The sequence below is a fragment of the Saccharothrix sp. NPDC042600 genome (genome assembly GCF_040647305.1).
Taxonomy (GTDB): Bacteria; Actinomycetota; Actinomycetes; order Mycobacteriales; family Pseudonocardiaceae; genus Actinosynnema; species Actinosynnema mutabilis.
In genome coordinates this window covers 1-16,795 of the sequence record NZ_JBEZBW010000029.1, presented here as the reverse complement: position 1 = coordinate 16,795, position 16,795 = coordinate 1, and the positions used below count along the sequence as shown (strand labels likewise).

The window sequence follows — 16,795 nt, the reverse complement described above, 5'->3', positions numbered from 1 at the left end:
CGCCGGTGGGCCCGCCCCAGCCGCCGCCCATGGCCGCACCGCAGCCGCCGCCCGCGAATTGGGGCCCGCAGCCGGGTTGGGGGCCGCCCGGTCAGCCTTATCCGCCGCTGCCGCGCAAGAAGAACAACGGACCGCTTGTGGCGGGCGTGGTCATCGGAGTCGTCGTCCTGGGTATCGCGGCCATCGGAATCATCGCCACGACCACCAAACCGAAACGTGTGAACGACTCCGCGTATTCGGGCTACTCCAGCTACACGTACTCGTACCCGACGACCACTACGACGACAACGACCACCACAACGACCACTACAACGCGGACAACGGCCACAAGCACCACCAAGGCCGGCCCCAAAGCCGTTATCGCGCTCGGCGACAACCCGATCCACGGCGCGGGCCTGGGCGCGTTCAACATCGACGGGTGTCCGCTGCCCGCCATGAACTACTCCCCGGCGGGTCAGGACAACTTCCTACGGGCGGCGCTGCCGTGCATCGAGGCCATGTGGAAGCCGTCCTTCCAGAAGGCGAACCTGCCGTACCAGCCGGTGGAACTGGTCATGGTGACCTCGCAGATCACCAACCCGTGCGGCGGCATGGGGCCTGACCGGACCGCTATGTACTGCGAAGGCACCATCTATTGGACGCCGAACCACTACGCGAACGAGCAGGGCGCGGCGAACCCCAACCACCCGGGCAAGTACCTCGGGCAGTTGGCGCACGAGTACGGCCACCACGTCCAGTGGCTGTCGGGCATCCTGCGCGCGTCCGGCCAGGCGCAGTACGACAAGGGCGGCTGGGACACCCCGGCGGGCCTCGACCTCAACCGGCGCAAGGAACTCCAGGCGACCTGCTTCGGCGGCATGACGCTGGCCCCGCTCTCGCACGGCGCGGTGCCCGGCGACGTGATCTCCGTGGCGCTGAGCGACGCCGGCAACCGGGGCGACTACCCGATCTACCCGCACCGTGACCACGGCGCTCCGGAGCGGAACGCCGCGTGGGTCAACCACGGCTTCAAAAACAACGAGACGAGCGCGTGCAACACTTGGCTCGCGACCGCGGAGGATGTGAGCTGACCCGACTGGAGGACCGTGCACACGCCTGAGGAGCCCAAAAACAACCCGATGGTGCTCGTCGGCGTGTTCGCGTTGATCGTGTCTTCGGTCCTCGGTCTCGGTCTGGTGACCCAGTGGGACAACGCGCGCAAGATTCCCGGTAGGGCGGTCGCGGGTCCTTACACGCCTCCGTCGACTCCTACGACGACGGAGGCGCCACGTCCGCGCGCGGTGCACCGGTTGGCCGACCACCCGTTGTTGACCACGCCCGTGAAGTTGACGGCGACGGGCTGCGCGTTGCCCGAGTTCGGGGTGTCCGACGCTGAGCTGTCGGCGTACTACACCGCCGGGGTGGCGTGTTTGGACGAGGCGTGGAAGCCCGCGTTGGCGCAGGTGAACCTGCCGTTCGAGGCGCCCGTGCTGGACGCGTCGCCGGACCTCAAGGAGGGTCCGTGCGGCGCAGCGCCCGCTGAGAGCGAGGCCGTGGCGTATTACTGCGGTCGCAACCGCACCATCTACATGCCTACGAGCAGGCTGCGGGACAACGGCGGTGGCGAGCGCCCTGGGATGCACCTGGCGACGCTGGCGCACGAGTACGGGCACCACGTGCAGGCGTTGAGCGGGATGCTGCGGGCGGCGGACAGCAAGATCGCCGACGCCGGCGAGGACACGCCGGCCGGGCTGGAGATGTCCCGCCGGATCGAGCTGCAGGCCAACTGCTTCGCGGGGATGTTCCTGACGGCGGTGTCCGGGACCATCGGTGAGGACTTGGCGCAAGAGGCCACTGACGACTTCCAGTACGCCGTGGAGGAGCCCGCGGAGAAGAACGCGCACGGGAGCCCCAAGAACCAGGGCATGTGGGCGTCCTACGGGTTCGACACGGGCACTACGACGTCGTGCAACACCTATACGGCTTCGGCGGAGGCCGTGGCCTGAGGTCTGTGCCGTCCGCCGATGAGGTGGGCGTAGAGGCCGCCGGCCATGCCGCTGAGGCAGGTGAGCAGGACGGCCAGCCGGGTTTCCAGCGGCATGCCGACCGGGGTGCTGGTCGCCGCCTGCACGGTGAAGTCGCCGCTGGTGTCGGTGGGGACCACAACCTCGACGACCTCGTTCTGCTGGTGGCCGCAGCCGTCGAGGCGGGCGGTGCGGGTCTGGTCGGCCACCTTGAGCTCCACGCGGTCGTAGGCGTCGCCGCCGCCGCAGGGCGCCGGGGTGACGACGGTCGCGGAGGTCCGGTGCGCGGTCGCGGCGGAGCCGGCCGGCCACCAGAACGCGACCGCCGCCGCAATGCCCGCGAGTCCCAGGACCAGCAGGACCAGCGCCCAGCGCACTGGGCTCAGCCGTACCGCCACAGCGTGGATGGTCGCAGACGGGATGCCCGGTTGTCGTGGGGCCCGGGTCTGCGACGAGCGGGCCACGATCACCCGAAAGTGATCTTGACGCATTCGAACACCAGTTCGAAACTGGATCCATGGAGAACCAACCCGATCCAGTCCCCCGACCGAGCCCGACCCGTCCCGGCCCGACCAGACGTCCTTCCCGTCGCGCGCGGGGGCCGTGAGGCGCGGCGGAGCTGAGCGGTGGCTGAAGAGGTGGGCGGTGCCCGACGTCCACCACCCGTTCCCCGTTGCCGACCACGCAGAATGAGGAGGTGTCGACTGCAGCCAGGGTGCTGGTGATCGAAGACGCCGAGGCCATCGGCGCCGCGGTGAGTTCGGCCCTGCGCGAGGCCGGTTACCAGGTCCAGGTCCGTCCGGACGGCCGGGACCTGGAAGGCGACCTGGCGCGGTTCCGCCCGGACCTGGTGGTGCTCGACGTGATGCTGCCGGGCCGGGACGGGTTCATGCTGCTGGAGGTCATCCGGCGCACCAGCGGGGCGGGCGTGGTCATGCTGACGGCCCGCGACGGTGTGGCGGACCGGCTGCGCGGGCTGGACCGCGGTGCGGACGACTACGTGGTGAAGCCGTTCGTGCTCGCGGAGCTGGTCGCGCGGGTCAGCGCGGTGCTCCGGCGGCTGGGCCGGACGCCGTCGACCGTGCAGATCGGCGACCTGCTGGTGGACGCGGACTCGGCGGTGGTGCTGCGCGGCGACGTGCCGGTGGAGCTGACCGCGACGGAACTGCGGTTGCTGCGCTACCTGGCCGCCCAGCGGGGCCGGGTGGTCGGCAAGACGCAGATCCTGACGGCGGTGTGGGGCTACGAGGACTACGACCCGAACCTGGTCGAGGTCCACGTGAGCGCGCTGCGCCGCAAGCTTGAGGAGCACGGCCCGCGGCTGCTGCACACCGTGCGGGGGCTGGGGTACGTGTTGAGGGCGGACGAGACGTGAGCCTGCGGACGGTGTCCCTGCGCCGCCGGGTCACCATCTCGGCGATCGCCGTCCTGGGCCTCGTGCTGGTCGGCCTGGTGCTGGTGGTGGACGCAACGTTCGCCGCGCAGTCCCGGCGGGACGTCCAGACCGCGTTGACCGACAAGTACCGCGCGGCGCAGGTCCTGTTCGCGAAGCAGCCGCGGATGCGCGGGCAGGAGTTGGTGAGCCGGCTGGAAGGCCGGGGTGTGCAGGCGTACGTGGTGATGCCGGACGGCACGGCGTTCGGCCACTCACCCGCGGAGGACGTGGCGCACAGGGTCAGCCGGGAGCTGCCGGACGGGTCGAAGCTGACCCTGTGGGCCGAGTCGTCGGTGATCACCGACGCGCAGGCCCGGCTGCGGCGGTTGCTGCTGCTCGTCGGGTTCGCGGCGCTCGGGGTGACGGCGGTGGCGCTGGTCTGGGTGGTCCGGCGGGCCTTGGCCCCGTTGGACGCGATGACCACGCTGGCGCGGTCGATCGCGAGCGGCGGCCGGGGGCACCGGCTCAACCCGTCGCGGACGGACAACGAACTCGGCCGGACGGCGGCCGCGTTCGACGACATGTTGGACTCGTTGGAGGGATCGGAGGAGCGGACCAGGAGATTCGTCGCGGACGCCGCGCACGAGCTGAGGACGCCGATCGCGGGCGTGCAGGCCGTGTCGGAGGCGATGATGCAGACCGGCAGCGCCGAGGACCGGGAGCGGCTGAACCTGTTGCTGGTGCGGGAGTCCCGCCGAGCCGGCCGGCTCGTGGACGACCTGCTGGCGCTGGCGCGGATCGAGGCGGGCCTGGAGCTGCACCGGGAGCGCGTGGACCTGCTCGCCCTGGCGGAGGCCGAGGTGGGCCGCACCAGGCTGCTCGCGCCGGACTTCGACATCGCCGCGTCCGGCACGTCGGCCCACGTGTGGGGCGACCCGCAGCGGTTGGCGCAGGTGCTGGCGAACCTGGCCGACAACGCCCGCCAGGCGACGGGCCCGTCGGGCACCGTGCGCCTGCACGTCTCGACCGCCGGCAGTTACGCGCTGCTGACGGTCACCGACGACGGCCCGGGCGTGCCGCCGGAGGACCGCGAACGCATCTTCGACCGCCTGGTCCGCCTGGACGAGGCCCGCGACCGCCGCTCCGGCGGCTCGGGCCTGGGCCTGCCCATCGCCCGGGGCGTCGTACGCGCCCACGGCGGCGAACTCTCCTGCACAACCCCGACGACCCCCATCCCACCCCACCCGACCTCGCACTACCCCACCGACCCGACGGAGCAGCCAACCGCAACGCCCACCACCCCCACACCAGCCACCCCGACGCCGACCACGCCCGCGCCCACGCCGGCCACGCCGCCCGCGCCGCCCGCGCCCACGCCGGCCACCCCGACGCCGACACCAGCCACGCCGACACCAGCCACGCCGACACCAGCCACGCCGACGCTGGACGGCGCGCCACCCGCCACCCCGGCTCCGAACACGGCAACGCCGGACGACACGACCCCAGTGAGCGGTGCGGCGCCGGCAAGCCCCGGTGGAGCGCTCGCCGCTGACAGTGCGGCGGGCGCGGGCCCGGGCAGCGAGACACAGGTAGGCAGCGCGGGTGCGGCGGGTGGCGCGACGCCGGCGGACGGCCTGAGGGCGGCGGGCGGCGTGAGTGCGGAAGGCGGCGGCGCTAGCCCCGGCGGCGGCATGGTGCCGGCGGGTGACGCGAGCGCGGCTGGTGACACGACGCCGGCGGATGACGTCAGTTCGGCTGGCGGTGGCGTTGTGGGAGCGGTGTTCTTGTTGCGGTTGCCGTTGGCTGATTGACGGGCTTGGCTTGTTGGGTTTGGGTCATATGACCTTGTCGGTGGCGTCGGTCTTGGTGATTCTTGGGGTGTGAGCGCCAGGGGCCGCAATTGTGCGGAGCGGCTTGGGCTCGCTTTCACTGGAATGGGTGTCCTGTTCCCGGTTTTTCGGGAAGTCGGCCTCTGGTTTCCGGGAAGTCGGGACCGGAATGCTGCACCACCGGGCACCCCGAGTTCACCGAGGATGTGATGATGTCCGCCCCCACCGAAGACCGAGGACAGCACCAACCCCGCCCGCGCGACCGCCGCACTCCGGAACGCGCCCCGCACGAGACCACCGAGCACTGGCACCCGCGACTCGGTGACCTGCGGCTTTGGTACCCCGCGTTCGAGGTGTACGCCGCCAGCGCCAGTCCGCGCAACCCCTACTTCCACGGGCCGCACGTCAGCTCCCCCGTCGACCTCGACCGGGTCTGGCTCGGCATCCAGTGGTTCCACGACCGCTACGGCGACGGGGCGCTCGGGTTGCCCTCGCTGGCCGAGATGAACGCCGAATTGCGGGTTCGCGCACACGGCGGCGGTGAGCCCGGTGTCGCCGATGAAGGGTCGCCCTGCCACAACTTCTGGCACTGGATCCACGGGGAATGAGAAAACACCCGTTACTTCCCTAGAGGGGGCGGCAGTGTATTCCGGTGGTGCGGCGGCGGCGCGTCGGTCGTGGCCTGATCCGGCGATCGCGGTGTCCCGGCTGCTCGCGGCGGTGGCGGCGGTGCTCGTGGTGGGCGCCGTCGTCCGGGCTGTCGCGGTGGACGGCGTCGCGTCGCACCCGCGGAACTGGTTCGTCGCGGTCGTGTTCACGTTGGTCGGGGTCCGGGTGGTCGCCCACGCCCGGGGCAACGCCGTCGGATGGACGATGCTCGCCACCGGTGTGTCGTGCGCGGCGGCGGTGGGGGCCGAGGCGTGGCCCGGGGTCTGGTTCGCCGCCTGGGTCGGGACTTGGTCCTGGTGGCCCGGCTATTCGCTGCTTTCCGTGGTGTTGCTGCTGTTCCCCGACGGGCGTCCGCTGTCGCGGTGGTGGTGGCCGGCGCTCGTGCTCGCGTTCGCCGGTGTGGTGTTGCCGGCGGTCGGGTTCGGGTGGGCCTCGTGGTCGGCTCCGGCCTCCTTCTGGCAGGACGCGGTGCACGGGGCCGCGCGGCGCGGGGTGCCGTTGGTCGTGGCGGTCGTCGGGTTCCTCTGCTTCGTCGTGGGGCTGGTGGGCGGGCTCGTGTCGCTCGTCGTGCGGGCGCTGAGAGCCACCGGCGCGGAACGGCGGCTGTTGTGCGCCGCGATCGTCGGCGGGGTCGTCGCGGTCGTGGCGTTCGTGTTGGAGGTGGTGGCGTCGCTGGACGGGGCGTGGCTCGCGATGGCGGCGGCGTTCCCGGCCGCCGCGGTGGTCGCGATCCTGCGCTACGGCCTGTACGACATCGACCTGGTCATCCACCGGACCTTCCTGTACGGGCTGCTGGCGTCGTCGCTGATCGGCGGGTACGTGCTCACCGTGCTGGCCGCCGCCGCGGTGGTCATGCCGGGCACGGCGCACGTCGTGGGCACGGTCGCCGTCGTCCTCGCGGTCGCGCCGCTGCACCGGGCCCTGCTGCGCGGGCTGAACCGGCTGCTCTACGGCAACCGCGCCGACCCGTACCGGGTGCTGTCGGACCTGGGCCGGCGGCTGGAGCACCCGCTGCACCCCGACGCCGTGTTCCAGACCGTCGCGCGGTCGGTGGCGGAGGCGTTGAAGCTGCCCTACGTCGCGGTCCACCTGGAGACCGGGGACGACTTCGAGGTCGTGGCGCGGCACGGGCGGGCGCGGGGGCGGGCGCGGGTCCGGTTGCCGATGGTGGTGAGCGGGCGGCGGGTCGGGGAGCTGGTCGCCGAGGCCCGGTCGCCGGAGGAGCGGTTGAGCCGGCTGGACACCAAGCTGCTCGCCGACGTCGCCCGCCAGGCCGCGCCGGCCGCCGAGTCCGCCCGCCTCGCGCGACAGCTCAGACAGGCCGACGAGCACTTCGAGCAGGAGCGCAAGGAGGACCTGAAGCGGATCATCCGGGACCTGCACGACGCGATCGGGCCGAGCGTGTTCGGCATCCGGCTGCTGGTGAAAGCGGCGTTGCAGGAGGTGGACCGCGGTTCGCCGTTGAGCGGCCGGCTCTCGCAGGTGCTCGACCGGCTGGACGCGCTGCAGTCGGAGGTGCGGGCGGTGGTGCGCAGCGCCCGGCCGCGCGACCTCGACCACGGGCTCGTCGAGGCGGTGCGGCGGCAGGCCGAGCGGTTCACCCGCGAGTTCGACGTCGAGGTGGTCGCGGACCCCGGCGTGGACGGGCTGCCCGACCGGGTCGAGCTGACCGTCTACTGGATCGTCAGCGAGGCGTTGAACAACGTCGCGCGGCACGCGCACGCGTCGTCGTGCCGGATCCGGATCTCCCGGACGCCGGAGCTGGAACTGGTGGTCACCGACGACGGGCGGGGCGTCCGGCCCGACCAGGCGCTGTCCGGCGGGCTGGCCACGATGCGCGAGCGCTGCACGGAAATCGGCGGCACATTCACCGTCGAACCGGCTTCTCCGGGTACCCGAATCGTGGCCCGGCTCCCGGTGCAACCGCATTGATCGCGAATGATTCGGGTCGGCCCGCCGGTCCGGTCGCCGAACGGCCCGGGAGTACGCTGGCGGTACCGACACCTGATCGGCGGGCTAGGAGTGCATCGTGGCCGAAGAGGCGCTTCCGGTTTTGATCGTCGATGACCACCCCACGTCGCTAATGGGTCTGCGCGCACTGCTCGCCATGTCCGGATTCAGCGTCGTCGACGAATGCCGGAACGGCGAAGACGCGGTGCGAAAGGCGTTGGAGCACAAACCGGCGGCGATCGTGATGGACCTGCGGATGCCGCGCCGGGAGGGTGACGCGGTGACCTCGTGCGGGGCCGAGGTGATCCGGGAGATCCGCGACCAGTGGCCGGACGCCGTGGTCGTCGTGCTCACGATGGACGAGGACGACGAGCCGGTGCTGGCCGCGTTGCGCGCCGGCGCCCGCAGCTACCTGCGGAAAAGTGACGAATCTTCGGACCTGGTGCAGCACGTGCGGCTCGCGGTCGCGGGCAAGGCGGTCATCGAGGCGTCCATGTTGGACACACTCGTGCGGCGGGTGCCGCAGGCGCCGAACGGGGCGCGCAGGTACCGGCTGACCAACCGCGAGCAGGAGATGGCGGCGCTGCTCGCCGACGGGCTGTCCAACCGGCAGATAGCGCGCGAACTGGGGCTCCAGCCGAAGACCGTGGACAACCGCATCAGCGACATCCGGGTCAAACTCGGGGCGCGGGACCGGGCCGAGGCGGTCGCGATCGCCCGGGACGCGGGATTCGGGCCGGAAAGCTGAGCCGTTCCCGGGAGGGGCATTCCCGGATTCCCGGGAAAACGGGGTCTTGTCCCCGGGACGGCGGGAGGTGGACCGTTCCCGGCGTGACTGATTTGCCGCTGCGGCACCCGGTGTACCGCACGGTGCTGGCCTTCGACGTCGAGGGTTCCACCGGGCGGAACAATCGTGGGAAAGCGTTTCTGCGGGAACAGGTGTTCCAGGTCGTCACGACCGCGCTGCGGGCGTGCGGCATCGGCGAGCGGGACTGCGACGCGGTGGTCCACCGGGGTGACGGCGTGCTCGTGCTGGTGCACCCGATCGACCACGCGCCGAAGACGGTGCTGCTGGGGTGGGTCGTGCCGGCCGTGCGGCGGTTGCTCGACGCGCACAACCGGCGGCGGCCGGAGGACGCGGTGCGGCTGCGGGCGGTGCTGCACGCGGGCGAGATCGCGCACGACCGGCACGGGACGTTCGGCGAGACGCTCGACGTGGCGTTCCGGCTGCTCGACGCGCCGGAGGTGAAGCGGGCGCTGCGGGAGACGGCCGCGCCGCTGGTGCTCGTGGTGAGCGACGACGTGCACCGGTCGGTGGTGCGGCACGGGTACGCGGGCATCACGTCGCGGGAGTTCCGGCGGGCGGTGGCCGTGGAGGTGGGTGGTTCGTGCTGGTCGGGGTGGTTGCACGAGCCGGGTGGGTCGCCGCTGCCGCGGCCTCCGGCCCCCGAGTCGATCGTCTCACGGGGGACCGACAGTGCCGTGGGTGACGGGGAGTGGGGAGTTGTCGGGGACGTGTGGCTGGGTGGCGGGGCGGCCTTCGCGGGTGGCGGAGCTGCGTTCGCGGGTGGCGGGGCGGCCTTCGTGGGTGACGGGGCCGCGTTCGCGGGTGGTGGGGGTCCCGGGGCCGACGGGGTGGGGGCGGCCCCGGGCGGCGTGGTCACGTTTCCTTCGGTGGGGTCACCTTCTTGACGTACAGGAGGCGGTCGCCGGCTTCCACCGCGTCCGCTTCCGGGGCGTCCACGCGGTAGAGGGTGCCGGCGCGGACCACGCCCAGCACTATGTCCGGCAGGTGGCGGGGGGAGCCGCCGATCTCGGACGGTTCCACGTCGCGTTCGGCGATCGAGAGGCCCGCGTCCGGGGTGAGCAGGTCCTCCACCATGTCCACCACGGACGGGGTCGCGGTGGCCATGCCCAGGAGACGGCCGGCCGTCTCGCTGGACACCACCACCGAGTCGGCGCCCGACTGGCGCAGCAGGTGCTCGTTCTCGCGTTCCCGCACCGACGCCACGATCTGGGCCTTCGGAGCCAGTTCGCGGGCGGTCAGGGTGACCAGGACGGCCGTGTCGTCGCGATTCGCCGCCACGACCACCGCCCGGGCGCGGGGGACGCCGGCGACGCGCAGCACATCGTTGCTGGTGCCGGTGCCGTGGACGGTCACCAGGCCGATGGCCGACGCCGCGTCCAAGGCCTCCTGGGTCGTGTCGACGACGACGATCGACCCGGGCTCGATGCCGTCACCGAGCAGGGCGCTGACCGCTGAGCGGCCCTTCGTCCCGTAGCCGATGACGACGACGTGGTCGCGCACCTTGGTCCTCCACTTCTGGATGCGCAGCGCCTGCCGCGAGCGTTCCGTGAGCACTTCGAGGGTCGTGCCGACCAGCACGATCAGGAACAGCACCCGCAGCGGGGTGATGACCAGGACGTTCACCAGGCGCGCGGACGAGCTGGCGGGCGTGATGTCGCCGTAGCCGGTGGTCGAGAGCGACACGGTGGCGTAGTAGAAGGCGTCGAGGAAGGACAGGCCGTCCTCGTTGACGTCGCGGTAGCCGTCGCGGTCGAGGTAGACGATGAGCACGGCGGCGAGCAGGGCCGTCATCGCCCCGACCACCCGCTTCACGATCGCCCGCGCCGGGCTCTGGACGACGTCGGGCATCCTGATCACGCCGACGAGCGAGTGGCCGGGTCGTTCAGCCAGCGGCTGGCTCGCGTGGAACCGGCGGATCATGACAGCCTCTCCGGGAGCAGCCGCCACAGGCGGGCCGCGGCCTCCGCGCCCCGGAGCAACTGGGGCACGACGACGCGCTCGTTGGGCGCGTGGATCCGATCATCCGGCAAGGTCGCCCCGAGGTACACGACCGGCACGCCGATCCGCTGGTGCAGCAGCGCCGCGGGGCCGCTGCCGCCGGTCCGGCTGTACCGGACGGGCTGGTCGAACGCGGCCTCGACCGCTTCGCGCAGCGCGCCGACCGCCGGGTGGGTGACGTCGACGGCGTAGGGCGGCGCGCCGTCGCCGGCGGGCAGGACCCGGGCGTGCAGGCCGGCGGGGGTGTGCTCGGCGACGAACTCGCGCAGCGCCGCCGCGACCCGTTCCGGGTCCTGGTCCGGGACGAGCCGGAAGGACAGCTTGATCCGCGCCTCGGCGGGCACGATCGTCTTCAGGCCGGGTCCGCCGTAGCCGCTGTGGATGCCGTTGACCTCGGCGGTCGGGCGGACCCACACCCGTTCGAGGGTGGACCAGCCGTCCTCGCCGGCCAGGGCCCGCGCGCCGCCGGAGTTGGCGAGCCACACGTCCTCGTCGAACGGCAGGGCGGCGTAGTCGGCGCGTTCGGCGTCGGTGGGTTCGACGACGTCGGCGTAGAAGTCGCGCAGCGCCACCCGGCCCTTGTCGTCGTGCAGGGCGGCGACGAGCCGGGCGGCGGCGGTCGCCGGGTTGGGCACGCTGCCGCCGGCGCGGCCGGAGTGCACGTCGGACGCGCCGCCGGTGATGACGACCTCCGCCCCGTACACGCCGCGTTGGCCGGTGCAGATGGTGGGCGCGTCGCGCGCGTAGATCGGGGTGTCGCTGAACACGATCAGGTCGCACTCAAGTTCCGCGCGGTGGTCGTCGAGCAGGCGCAGCAGGTTGGGCGAGCCGGATTCCTCCTCGCCCTCGACGAACAGCTTCAGCGTCACCGACGGGTGGTCCGCGCCGAGGGCCGCGAGGTGCGCCTTGACGCCGAGCAGGTGCATCGCGACCTGGCCCTTGTCGTCGCTGGCCCCGCGCCCGAACAGCTCCTCGCCGACCACGGTCGCCTCGAACGGCGGGTGCTCCCACTGCTCGACCGGGTCCACCGGCTGCACGTCGTGGTGGCCGTAGACCAGGACCGTCGGCGCGTCCGGGTCGGCGGCCGGCCGGCAGGCGTACACGGCCGGCAGCGCCGGGCCGGTGTCCCACACGCGCACGTCGGGCCAGCCGTCGCGGCGCAGGGTGTCGGCGAGCCAGTGCGCGGATCTGCCCACGTCGCCGTGGTGCGCCGGGTCCGCGCCGATCGACGGGATCGTGACCCACTCGCGCAGGTCCGCGAGGAAGTCCTCGGCGAGCGCGGCCACCGCCGCGCGCTCGGGATGTTCCGGATTTTCGGGATCACCGCTCACGGTGCGGGAGGATAACCCTGGGCGGGCCGGCGGGCGGGAGGCATGACAGGGTGGGCGGCATGGAACCCACTCGTTCCCGTTCGCGGTCGGCCCTCGCCCTGGCCGCGCTCCTCGGCGCCGCGGGGGTCACGCACTTCGCCAAGCCGAAGCCCTACGACGCGATCGTGCCGCGTTCGCTGCCCGGCAAGCCCCGGACCTGGACTTACGCGTCCGGTGTCGCGGAGGTGGCGCTGGCGGCGGCGGTCGCGGCCCCGCGCACGCGGCGGCTGGGCGGGCTGCTCGCGGCGGGCTTCTTCGCCGCGGTGTTCCCGGCCAACGTGAAGATGGCTTACGACTACCGGACGAAGTCGCCCAAGGCGCGGGCGATCGCGTACGGACGGCTGCCGCTGCAGGTCCCGCTCGTCCTCTGGGCGTTGCGGGTGCGCCGCGACGCGTCCTGATCACTCTCGGCGTCGGGTTCGACACCCTGAGCGCCCGAGGACTGTCATTGAAACCGCAACCAGCCCTAGGATGCCCGAGTGCAACCGCTCCTCCACCCTGCCGCGTCGGCACTCGGTTGGCGCGGCATCGTCGTACCCGACGTCGCCGTGCTGGGACACCAGGTGTCGGCGGTCGTGCGGGTCCGTGCCGACGTGCACGAGTGGCGCACCGCGAACGGCTGGCCGCCCCAGGCGGACCCGTCGTGGTTCCGGTCCTGGTTCGAGCCGGCCGCGCACGACCGGCTGCCGGTGCCCGCGGTGGAGCTGGTCGGCGTCCTGGTGGGTGAGTCGACGGTGGACCGCGCGCTGCAGTCGTGCGGGACGTTGATGACCCTCGCGCCGTGCTCGGTGGTGCTGCCCGCGCCGCAGGGGTCGCAGTCGTGGCCGCTGATCGAGCTGGACTACTACGGCATCGGCGTCGTCGCGGTGGACGAGGCGGGCGCGGCGGAGCTGCTGGTGCCGCCGGAGGACCGGTCGACCGAGTTCGGGCCGTCGCTGTTCGGGCGGTGGCTGCTGGAGGTCCTCTACGACCGGGTGCTCAAGGAAGTGCCCGCGCACGCTCGGGTCAACAGCTAGACGGGCACCTCGCGGATCAGGTCGCGCAGGCCGTCCGCGTCGAGCAGGTCCGCCGGGCGCAGGGTGTGGTCGTGCCGCACGTAGTGGAACGCGGCCCGCACCTTCTCCACCGGCGTCTTCTTCAACGCCGCCCACGCCAGCCGGTAGGCGGCGAGCTGCACGGACAGCGCGGGCAGGCGCTCCTCGTCGGGCACCGCGCCGGTCTTCCAGTCCACGACGGTCCAGCCGCCGTCGGGGTCGGCGAACACGGCGTCCATCCGGCCGCGCACGGACAGCCCGTCGATCTCGGCCTCGAACGGCACCTCGACGTCGTACGGGGTGCGCTCGGCCCACGCGCTGGCCAGGAACGCCTCCTGGAGGCGCTTCAGCTCGGTGTCGGGCGCGGCGCCCTCGTCGGCCGCGCCGGGCAGCTCGTCCAGGTCGAGCAGGCGGCTCGCGCCGAACCGCTGTTCCAGCCAGGTGTGGAAGGCCGTGCCGCGGCGGGCCATCGGGTTGGGTGGGAACGGCAGCGGGCGGCGCAGGCGGCGGGCGAGCAGGTCCGGGTCGGCGGCCAGTTCGACCAGCTGGCTGACCGACAGGTGGTCGGGCAGCACGACCCGTTCGCGCCGGTCCGCGGCGGCGGCACGTTCGGCGAGCAGCACGTCCACGTCGCGCGCCCAACCCTCCGGGTCGGTGTCGTCCGCTACGGGGTCGTCCGCTTCTGGGTCGTCCGCTTCGGCGTCGTCCGTTTCGGGGTCGTCCGCTTCGGGGTCGTCCGCTTCGGGGTCGGGCAGCTCGGGTTCGTCGAGGTCTTCGGGCTCGGGTGGTTCGTCGTAGTCGTCCGGTTCGGGCGGGAGGTCGTAGTCGTCCGGTTCGGGCGGCAGGGGTTCTTCCGGCGCCAGGACCAGCGGCAGTTCGGTCTGCTCGGGGGCCTGCTCGGCGAGGTGCCGTTCGAGGGCGTCCAACACCATCCGCGCGCCCTCGGCCACGGCTTCGCGGCGCTTGCCCAGCGGGTCGGCGGGCCAGCGGGAGCTCTTGACCTCGGACGCGAGCGGGTTCGGCTCGTCCTCGGCGGGCGGCGGGGACCAGTGGGCGATGTCGGCGGGCGGGTGGTCGGCGGCCAGCACGGCCTCGCGCAGCTCGACCAGGAACGCCGACGGCCCCTTGGGCTTGTCGCCCGTCTCGGCCCACCAGTGGCCGGACACCAGCAGGCTGTGCTCGGCGCGGGTCAGCGCCACGTAGAGCAGGCGGCGCTCCTCGACCAGGCGGCGGTCCTCGAAGTCGTCGGCGTGCCGGTCGAGCGCCTCCTCGACCTCCTTGCGGTTCGCGCCGGGCGGGATGCGCAGCGTCGGCAGGTCCTGGGCGTCGCCGCGCAGCTCGGCGGGCAGCTCCGCGACGGCCTTGAGCCAGCACGACGACTTCTTGCGGCCGGGGAAGACGTCCTTGACCACGTGCGGCAGGGCGACGATGTGCCACTCCAGGCCCTTGGCGGAGTGCATGGTCAGCACCTGCACGCGGTTCGCGGCGACCTCGACCTCGCCGGGTTCCAGGCCGTCCTCGGCGTGCTCGGCGGTGTAGAGGTAGTCCAGCAGGGCGGGCAGCGTCGCGGACGGGCTGGCCGCCGCGAAGTCCGAGACGACGTCGGCGAACGCGTCGAGGTGGGCGCGGCCGACGCCGCCGGGCCGGGCCATCGCCTCGATGTCGAGCAGGAGGGTGCGTTCGACGTCGGCGACGAGTTCGGGCAGCGGCTGGTCCAGGCGGCGGCGCAGCGCCGACAGCTCCGCGCCCAGCCTGCGGATGCGGCGGTAGCCCTCGGCGGAGTAGGTGGTGGGGTCGCCGGGGTCGTCCAGCGCGTCGGCGAGGCCGGCCTGTTCGGCGTGCTCACCGGGCAGGGCGTCGGCGAGGACGGCGAGCGGGTCGTCCACGACGGACTGGCGGCTGGGGGACCCGGCGAGGTCGCGGGCGCGTGACCAGAGCGCGGCGAGGTCCTTGGCGGCGACCCGCCAGCGCGACCCGGTGAGCAGGCGGGCGGCGGCCGTGCCGGCGAGCGGGTCGACCAGCACGCGCAGGGCGCTGACCAGGTCGCGGACCTCGGGTTCGTCCAGCAGGCCGCCGAGGCCGACGACCTCGACCGGCAGGCCGCGGTCGCGCAGGGCGGCGGCGATCGGGGCCATGTCGGCGCGGCGGCGGACCAGGACGGCGGCGGTGGGCGGCTCGTCGCTCTCGTCCAGGTGCGCCTCCCACTGGGCGGCGACCGTGTCGGCCATCCAGTCCAGCTCGGCGCGGACGGTGTCGAACAGGGCGATGCGGACGTCCCCGGGTCCCGCGCCGGGGCGGGCGCGCAGCTCGTCCACGTCGAGGCCGGAGGCGCGCAGCGGCGCGGAGACGGCGTTGGCCAGGGCGAGGACTTCCGGCGGGTTGCGGAAGCTGGTGAGCAGGCCGTACTTGCGGGCGGGCGGGAAGTCCTGGACGAACCGGGGCAGGTTCGCCGCGGACGCGCCGCGCCAGCCGTAGATCGCCTGCGCGGGGTCGCCGACGGAGGTGACGGCCATGGGTTCGTCCCGGCCGAAGAGGGCGCGCAGCAGGACGCGCTGGGCGTGACCGGTGTCCTGGTACTCGTCCAGGAGGACCGCGCCGTAGCGCTCGCGCTCGCCCTGCGCGACCTCCGGGTACTGGTCGGCGAGGCGGGCGGCGAGGGACATCTGGTCGGCGAAGTCCATCGCGGCTTCCCGGCGCTTGCGGGCCTGGTAGGCGTCCAGGAGCGGGAGGAGGTTGACGCGCAGGCGTTGGGCGTTGACGACGTCCTTGAGCTTCTCGGGCAGGCCGTCGCGCTGGCGGGCGGTCTTCGGGGCGTTCTCGATGATCGCGGTGAACTTCTCGGCGTGCGCGCGGAGGGCCTGCGGCTCGACGAGGTGTTCGCCGAGTTCGCCGGCGAGGGCGAGCAGGTAGCCGGTGACGGTGGGCGGGACCTTGTCGGTGTCGATGTCCTCGGCCCAGGTGGAGACGACCCGGTGGGCGAGCTGCCAGGAGGCGGTCTCGGTGAGCAGGCGGACGCCGGGTTCGACGGGCAGGCGCAGGCCGTGCTCGCCGACCAGGCGGCCGGCGTAGGCGTGGTAGGTGAGGATGACCGGTTCGGCGGTGAGGACGGCGGCCCGGCGCTCGCCGCTGGGGTCGAGGCGGTCGAGGAGGGGGGAGCCGCCGAGGCGGCGGAGGCGGGCGCGGACGCGGTCGGAGAGCTGGCGGGCGGCCTTGCGGGTGAAGGTGAGGCCGAGGACGCGGTCGGGGGTGACGAAGCCGTTGGCGACGAGGTAGACGACGCGGGCGGCCATGGTCTCGGTCTTGCCGGCGCCCGCGCCCGCGACGACCAGGGCGGGGGCGGTGGGGGCGGCGATGACGGCGGCCTGCTCGGGGGTGGGCTTGGGCAGGCCGAGCGCTTCGGCGACCTCGAACGGGCTGGCGAGCTGTACCCGCCCGTCCGCCCGCTGCTCACCTGGTGCCGCCACCCCTGCATTCTCCGACTCCGGCCGGACGAATCTTCGGCGACCCGCAGTAGTGGGGGTGGCGGGGTGGGTGGGGTGATGTCGGTTACGCGTGTCCGCGGCCTCCGGCCCCCGAGTCGATCATCTCACGGGGTACCGACGATTTCGGGCCGCGCCAGGGCGCGGGACGCGGTCGGGAGGGCGCGAGGCGCGGGGCGGGCACGGCGAGGCGCGGGGCGCGCGGGGCGCGGGGAGCGGGGCGAGCGGAGCGCTGGGCGGTAAGGCCGGGCGGGACGATGCGGAGCCTGGCGGGGGCGGG

At 73.1% G+C, this 16,795-nt stretch carries 14 protein-coding genes; 10 read left to right on the top strand and 4 right to left on the bottom strand.

Translation table 11 applies throughout. From position 1 onward, the window contains the following. Positions 1–218 precede the first annotated feature (218 nt). Together AB0A74_RS19500 and AB0A74_RS19495 are read left to right on the top strand one after the other, a co-directional pair. On the top strand, positions 219–1,070 hold the full coding sequence (locus AB0A74_RS19500) for a neutral zinc metallopeptidase (RefSeq protein ID WP_358251217.1): 852 nt from the start codon (positions 219–221) through the stop codon (positions 1,068–1,070). Positions 1,071–1,118: 48 nt separating this feature from the next. Further along, entirely contained in the window at positions 1,119–1,985 is an 867-nt protein-coding gene (locus tag AB0A74_RS19495) for a neutral zinc metallopeptidase (RefSeq protein WP_358251216.1), read from the top strand. On the opposite strand, the gene AB0A74_RS19490 is transcribed toward AB0A74_RS19495, so the two are convergent. After that, positions 1,955–2,401 (bottom strand): hypothetical protein, encoded by a 447-nt coding sequence (locus tag AB0A74_RS19490; protein ID WP_358251214.1) that lies wholly within the window; start codon positions 2,399–2,401, stop codon positions 1,955–1,957. The genes AB0A74_RS19495 and AB0A74_RS19490 overlap by 31 nt on opposite strands. 299 nt (positions 2,402–2,700) lie before the next feature. On the opposite strand from AB0A74_RS19490, the gene AB0A74_RS19485 reads away from it, so the two are divergent. The 6 genes from AB0A74_RS19485 (at position 2,701) to AB0A74_RS19460 (ending at position 9,518) form a co-directional block, all read left to right on the top strand. Then, positions 2,701–3,378, top strand: coding sequence for a response regulator transcription factor (locus tag AB0A74_RS19485; RefSeq protein WP_358251212.1), 678 nt, complete (start codon positions 2,701–2,703; stop codon positions 3,376–3,378). Next, positions 3,375–5,189 (top strand): HAMP domain-containing sensor histidine kinase, encoded by a 1,815-nt coding sequence (locus AB0A74_RS19480; RefSeq protein WP_358251210.1) that lies wholly within the window; start codon positions 3,375–3,377, stop codon positions 5,187–5,189. The genes AB0A74_RS19485 and AB0A74_RS19480 overlap by 4 nt, the downstream gene beginning before the upstream one ends. Before the next feature lie 230 nt (positions 5,190–5,419). After that, a complete protein-coding gene (locus tag AB0A74_RS19475) occupies positions 5,420–5,815 on the top strand; it encodes a hypothetical protein (RefSeq protein WP_358251208.1) in 396 nt (131 codons plus the stop codon). Positions 5,816–5,849: 34 nt separating this feature from the next. Further along, positions 5,850–7,808: a sensor histidine kinase gene (locus tag AB0A74_RS19470; protein WP_358251207.1), complete on the top strand. Its 1,959-nt coding sequence runs from the start codon at positions 5,850–5,852 to the stop codon at positions 7,806–7,808. A gap of 97 nt (positions 7,809–7,905) precedes the next feature. Continuing rightward, positions 7,906–8,574, top strand: a complete 669-nt coding sequence (locus tag AB0A74_RS19465) for a response regulator transcription factor (protein WP_358251205.1) — start codon at positions 7,906–7,908, stop codon at positions 8,572–8,574. Between the two features lie 83 nt (positions 8,575–8,657). Further along, on the top strand, positions 8,658–9,518 hold the full coding sequence (locus AB0A74_RS19460) for a hypothetical protein (protein ID WP_358251203.1): 861 nt from the start codon (positions 8,658–8,660) through the stop codon (positions 9,516–9,518). On the opposite strand, the gene AB0A74_RS19455 is transcribed toward AB0A74_RS19460, so the two are convergent. Both AB0A74_RS19455 and AB0A74_RS19450 read right to left on the bottom strand, forming a co-directional pair. Continuing rightward, positions 9,487–10,554 carry an NAD-binding protein gene (locus tag AB0A74_RS19455; RefSeq protein WP_358251201.1) on the bottom strand — a complete coding sequence of 356 codons (1,068 nt, stop codon included), beginning with the start codon at positions 10,552–10,554 and terminating at the stop codon, positions 9,487–9,489. The two genes, AB0A74_RS19460 and AB0A74_RS19455, sit on opposite strands and share 32 nt — an antisense overlap. Further along, the gene (locus tag AB0A74_RS19450) at positions 10,551–11,963 is read right to left on the bottom strand and encodes a M20/M25/M40 family metallo-hydrolase (RefSeq protein ID WP_358251200.1); all 1,413 of its coding nucleotides are present in this window, start codon (positions 11,961–11,963) and stop codon (positions 10,551–10,553) included. The genes AB0A74_RS19455 and AB0A74_RS19450 overlap by 4 nt, the downstream gene beginning before the upstream one ends. A 59-nt stretch (positions 11,964–12,022) precedes the next feature. Between AB0A74_RS19450 and AB0A74_RS19445 the strand changes: the two genes are divergently transcribed. Together AB0A74_RS19445 and AB0A74_RS19440 are read left to right on the top strand one after the other, a co-directional pair. Then, on the top strand, positions 12,023–12,403 hold the full coding sequence (locus AB0A74_RS19445) for a hypothetical protein (RefSeq protein ID WP_358251199.1): 381 nt from the start codon (positions 12,023–12,025) through the stop codon (positions 12,401–12,403). Between the two features lie 78 nt (positions 12,404–12,481). After that, positions 12,482–13,018, top strand: a complete 537-nt coding sequence (locus AB0A74_RS19440; protein ID WP_343932413.1) for a hypothetical protein — start codon at positions 12,482–12,484, stop codon at positions 13,016–13,018. Here the strand turns inward: AB0A74_RS19440 and AB0A74_RS19435 are convergent. Beyond that, positions 13,015–16,500, bottom strand: coding sequence for a UvrD-helicase domain-containing protein (locus AB0A74_RS19435; protein ID WP_358251197.1), 3,486 nt, complete (start codon positions 16,498–16,500; stop codon positions 13,015–13,017). The two genes, AB0A74_RS19440 and AB0A74_RS19435, sit on opposite strands and share 4 nt — an antisense overlap. Between the last annotated feature and the right edge of the window lie 295 nt (positions 16,501–16,795).

What these genes read in the sequence shown, in the direction of transcription:
- AB0A74_RS19495 (WP_358251216.1), top strand. Translation starts at nt 1,119, where the DNA reads ATGGTGCTCGTCGGCGTGTTCGCGTTGATCGTGTCTTCGGTCCTCGGT.
- AB0A74_RS19475 (WP_358251208.1), top strand. Translation starts at nt 5,420, where the DNA reads ATGTCCGCCCCCACCGAAGACCGAGGACAGCACCAACCCCGCCCGCGC.
- AB0A74_RS19455 (WP_358251201.1), bottom strand. Translation starts at nt 10,554, where the DNA reads ATGATCCGCCGGTTCCACGCGAGCCAGCCGCTGGCTGAACGACCCGGC.
- AB0A74_RS19445 (WP_358251199.1), top strand. Translation starts at nt 12,023, where the DNA reads ATGGAACCCACTCGTTCCCGTTCGCGGTCGGCCCTCGCCCTGGCCGCG.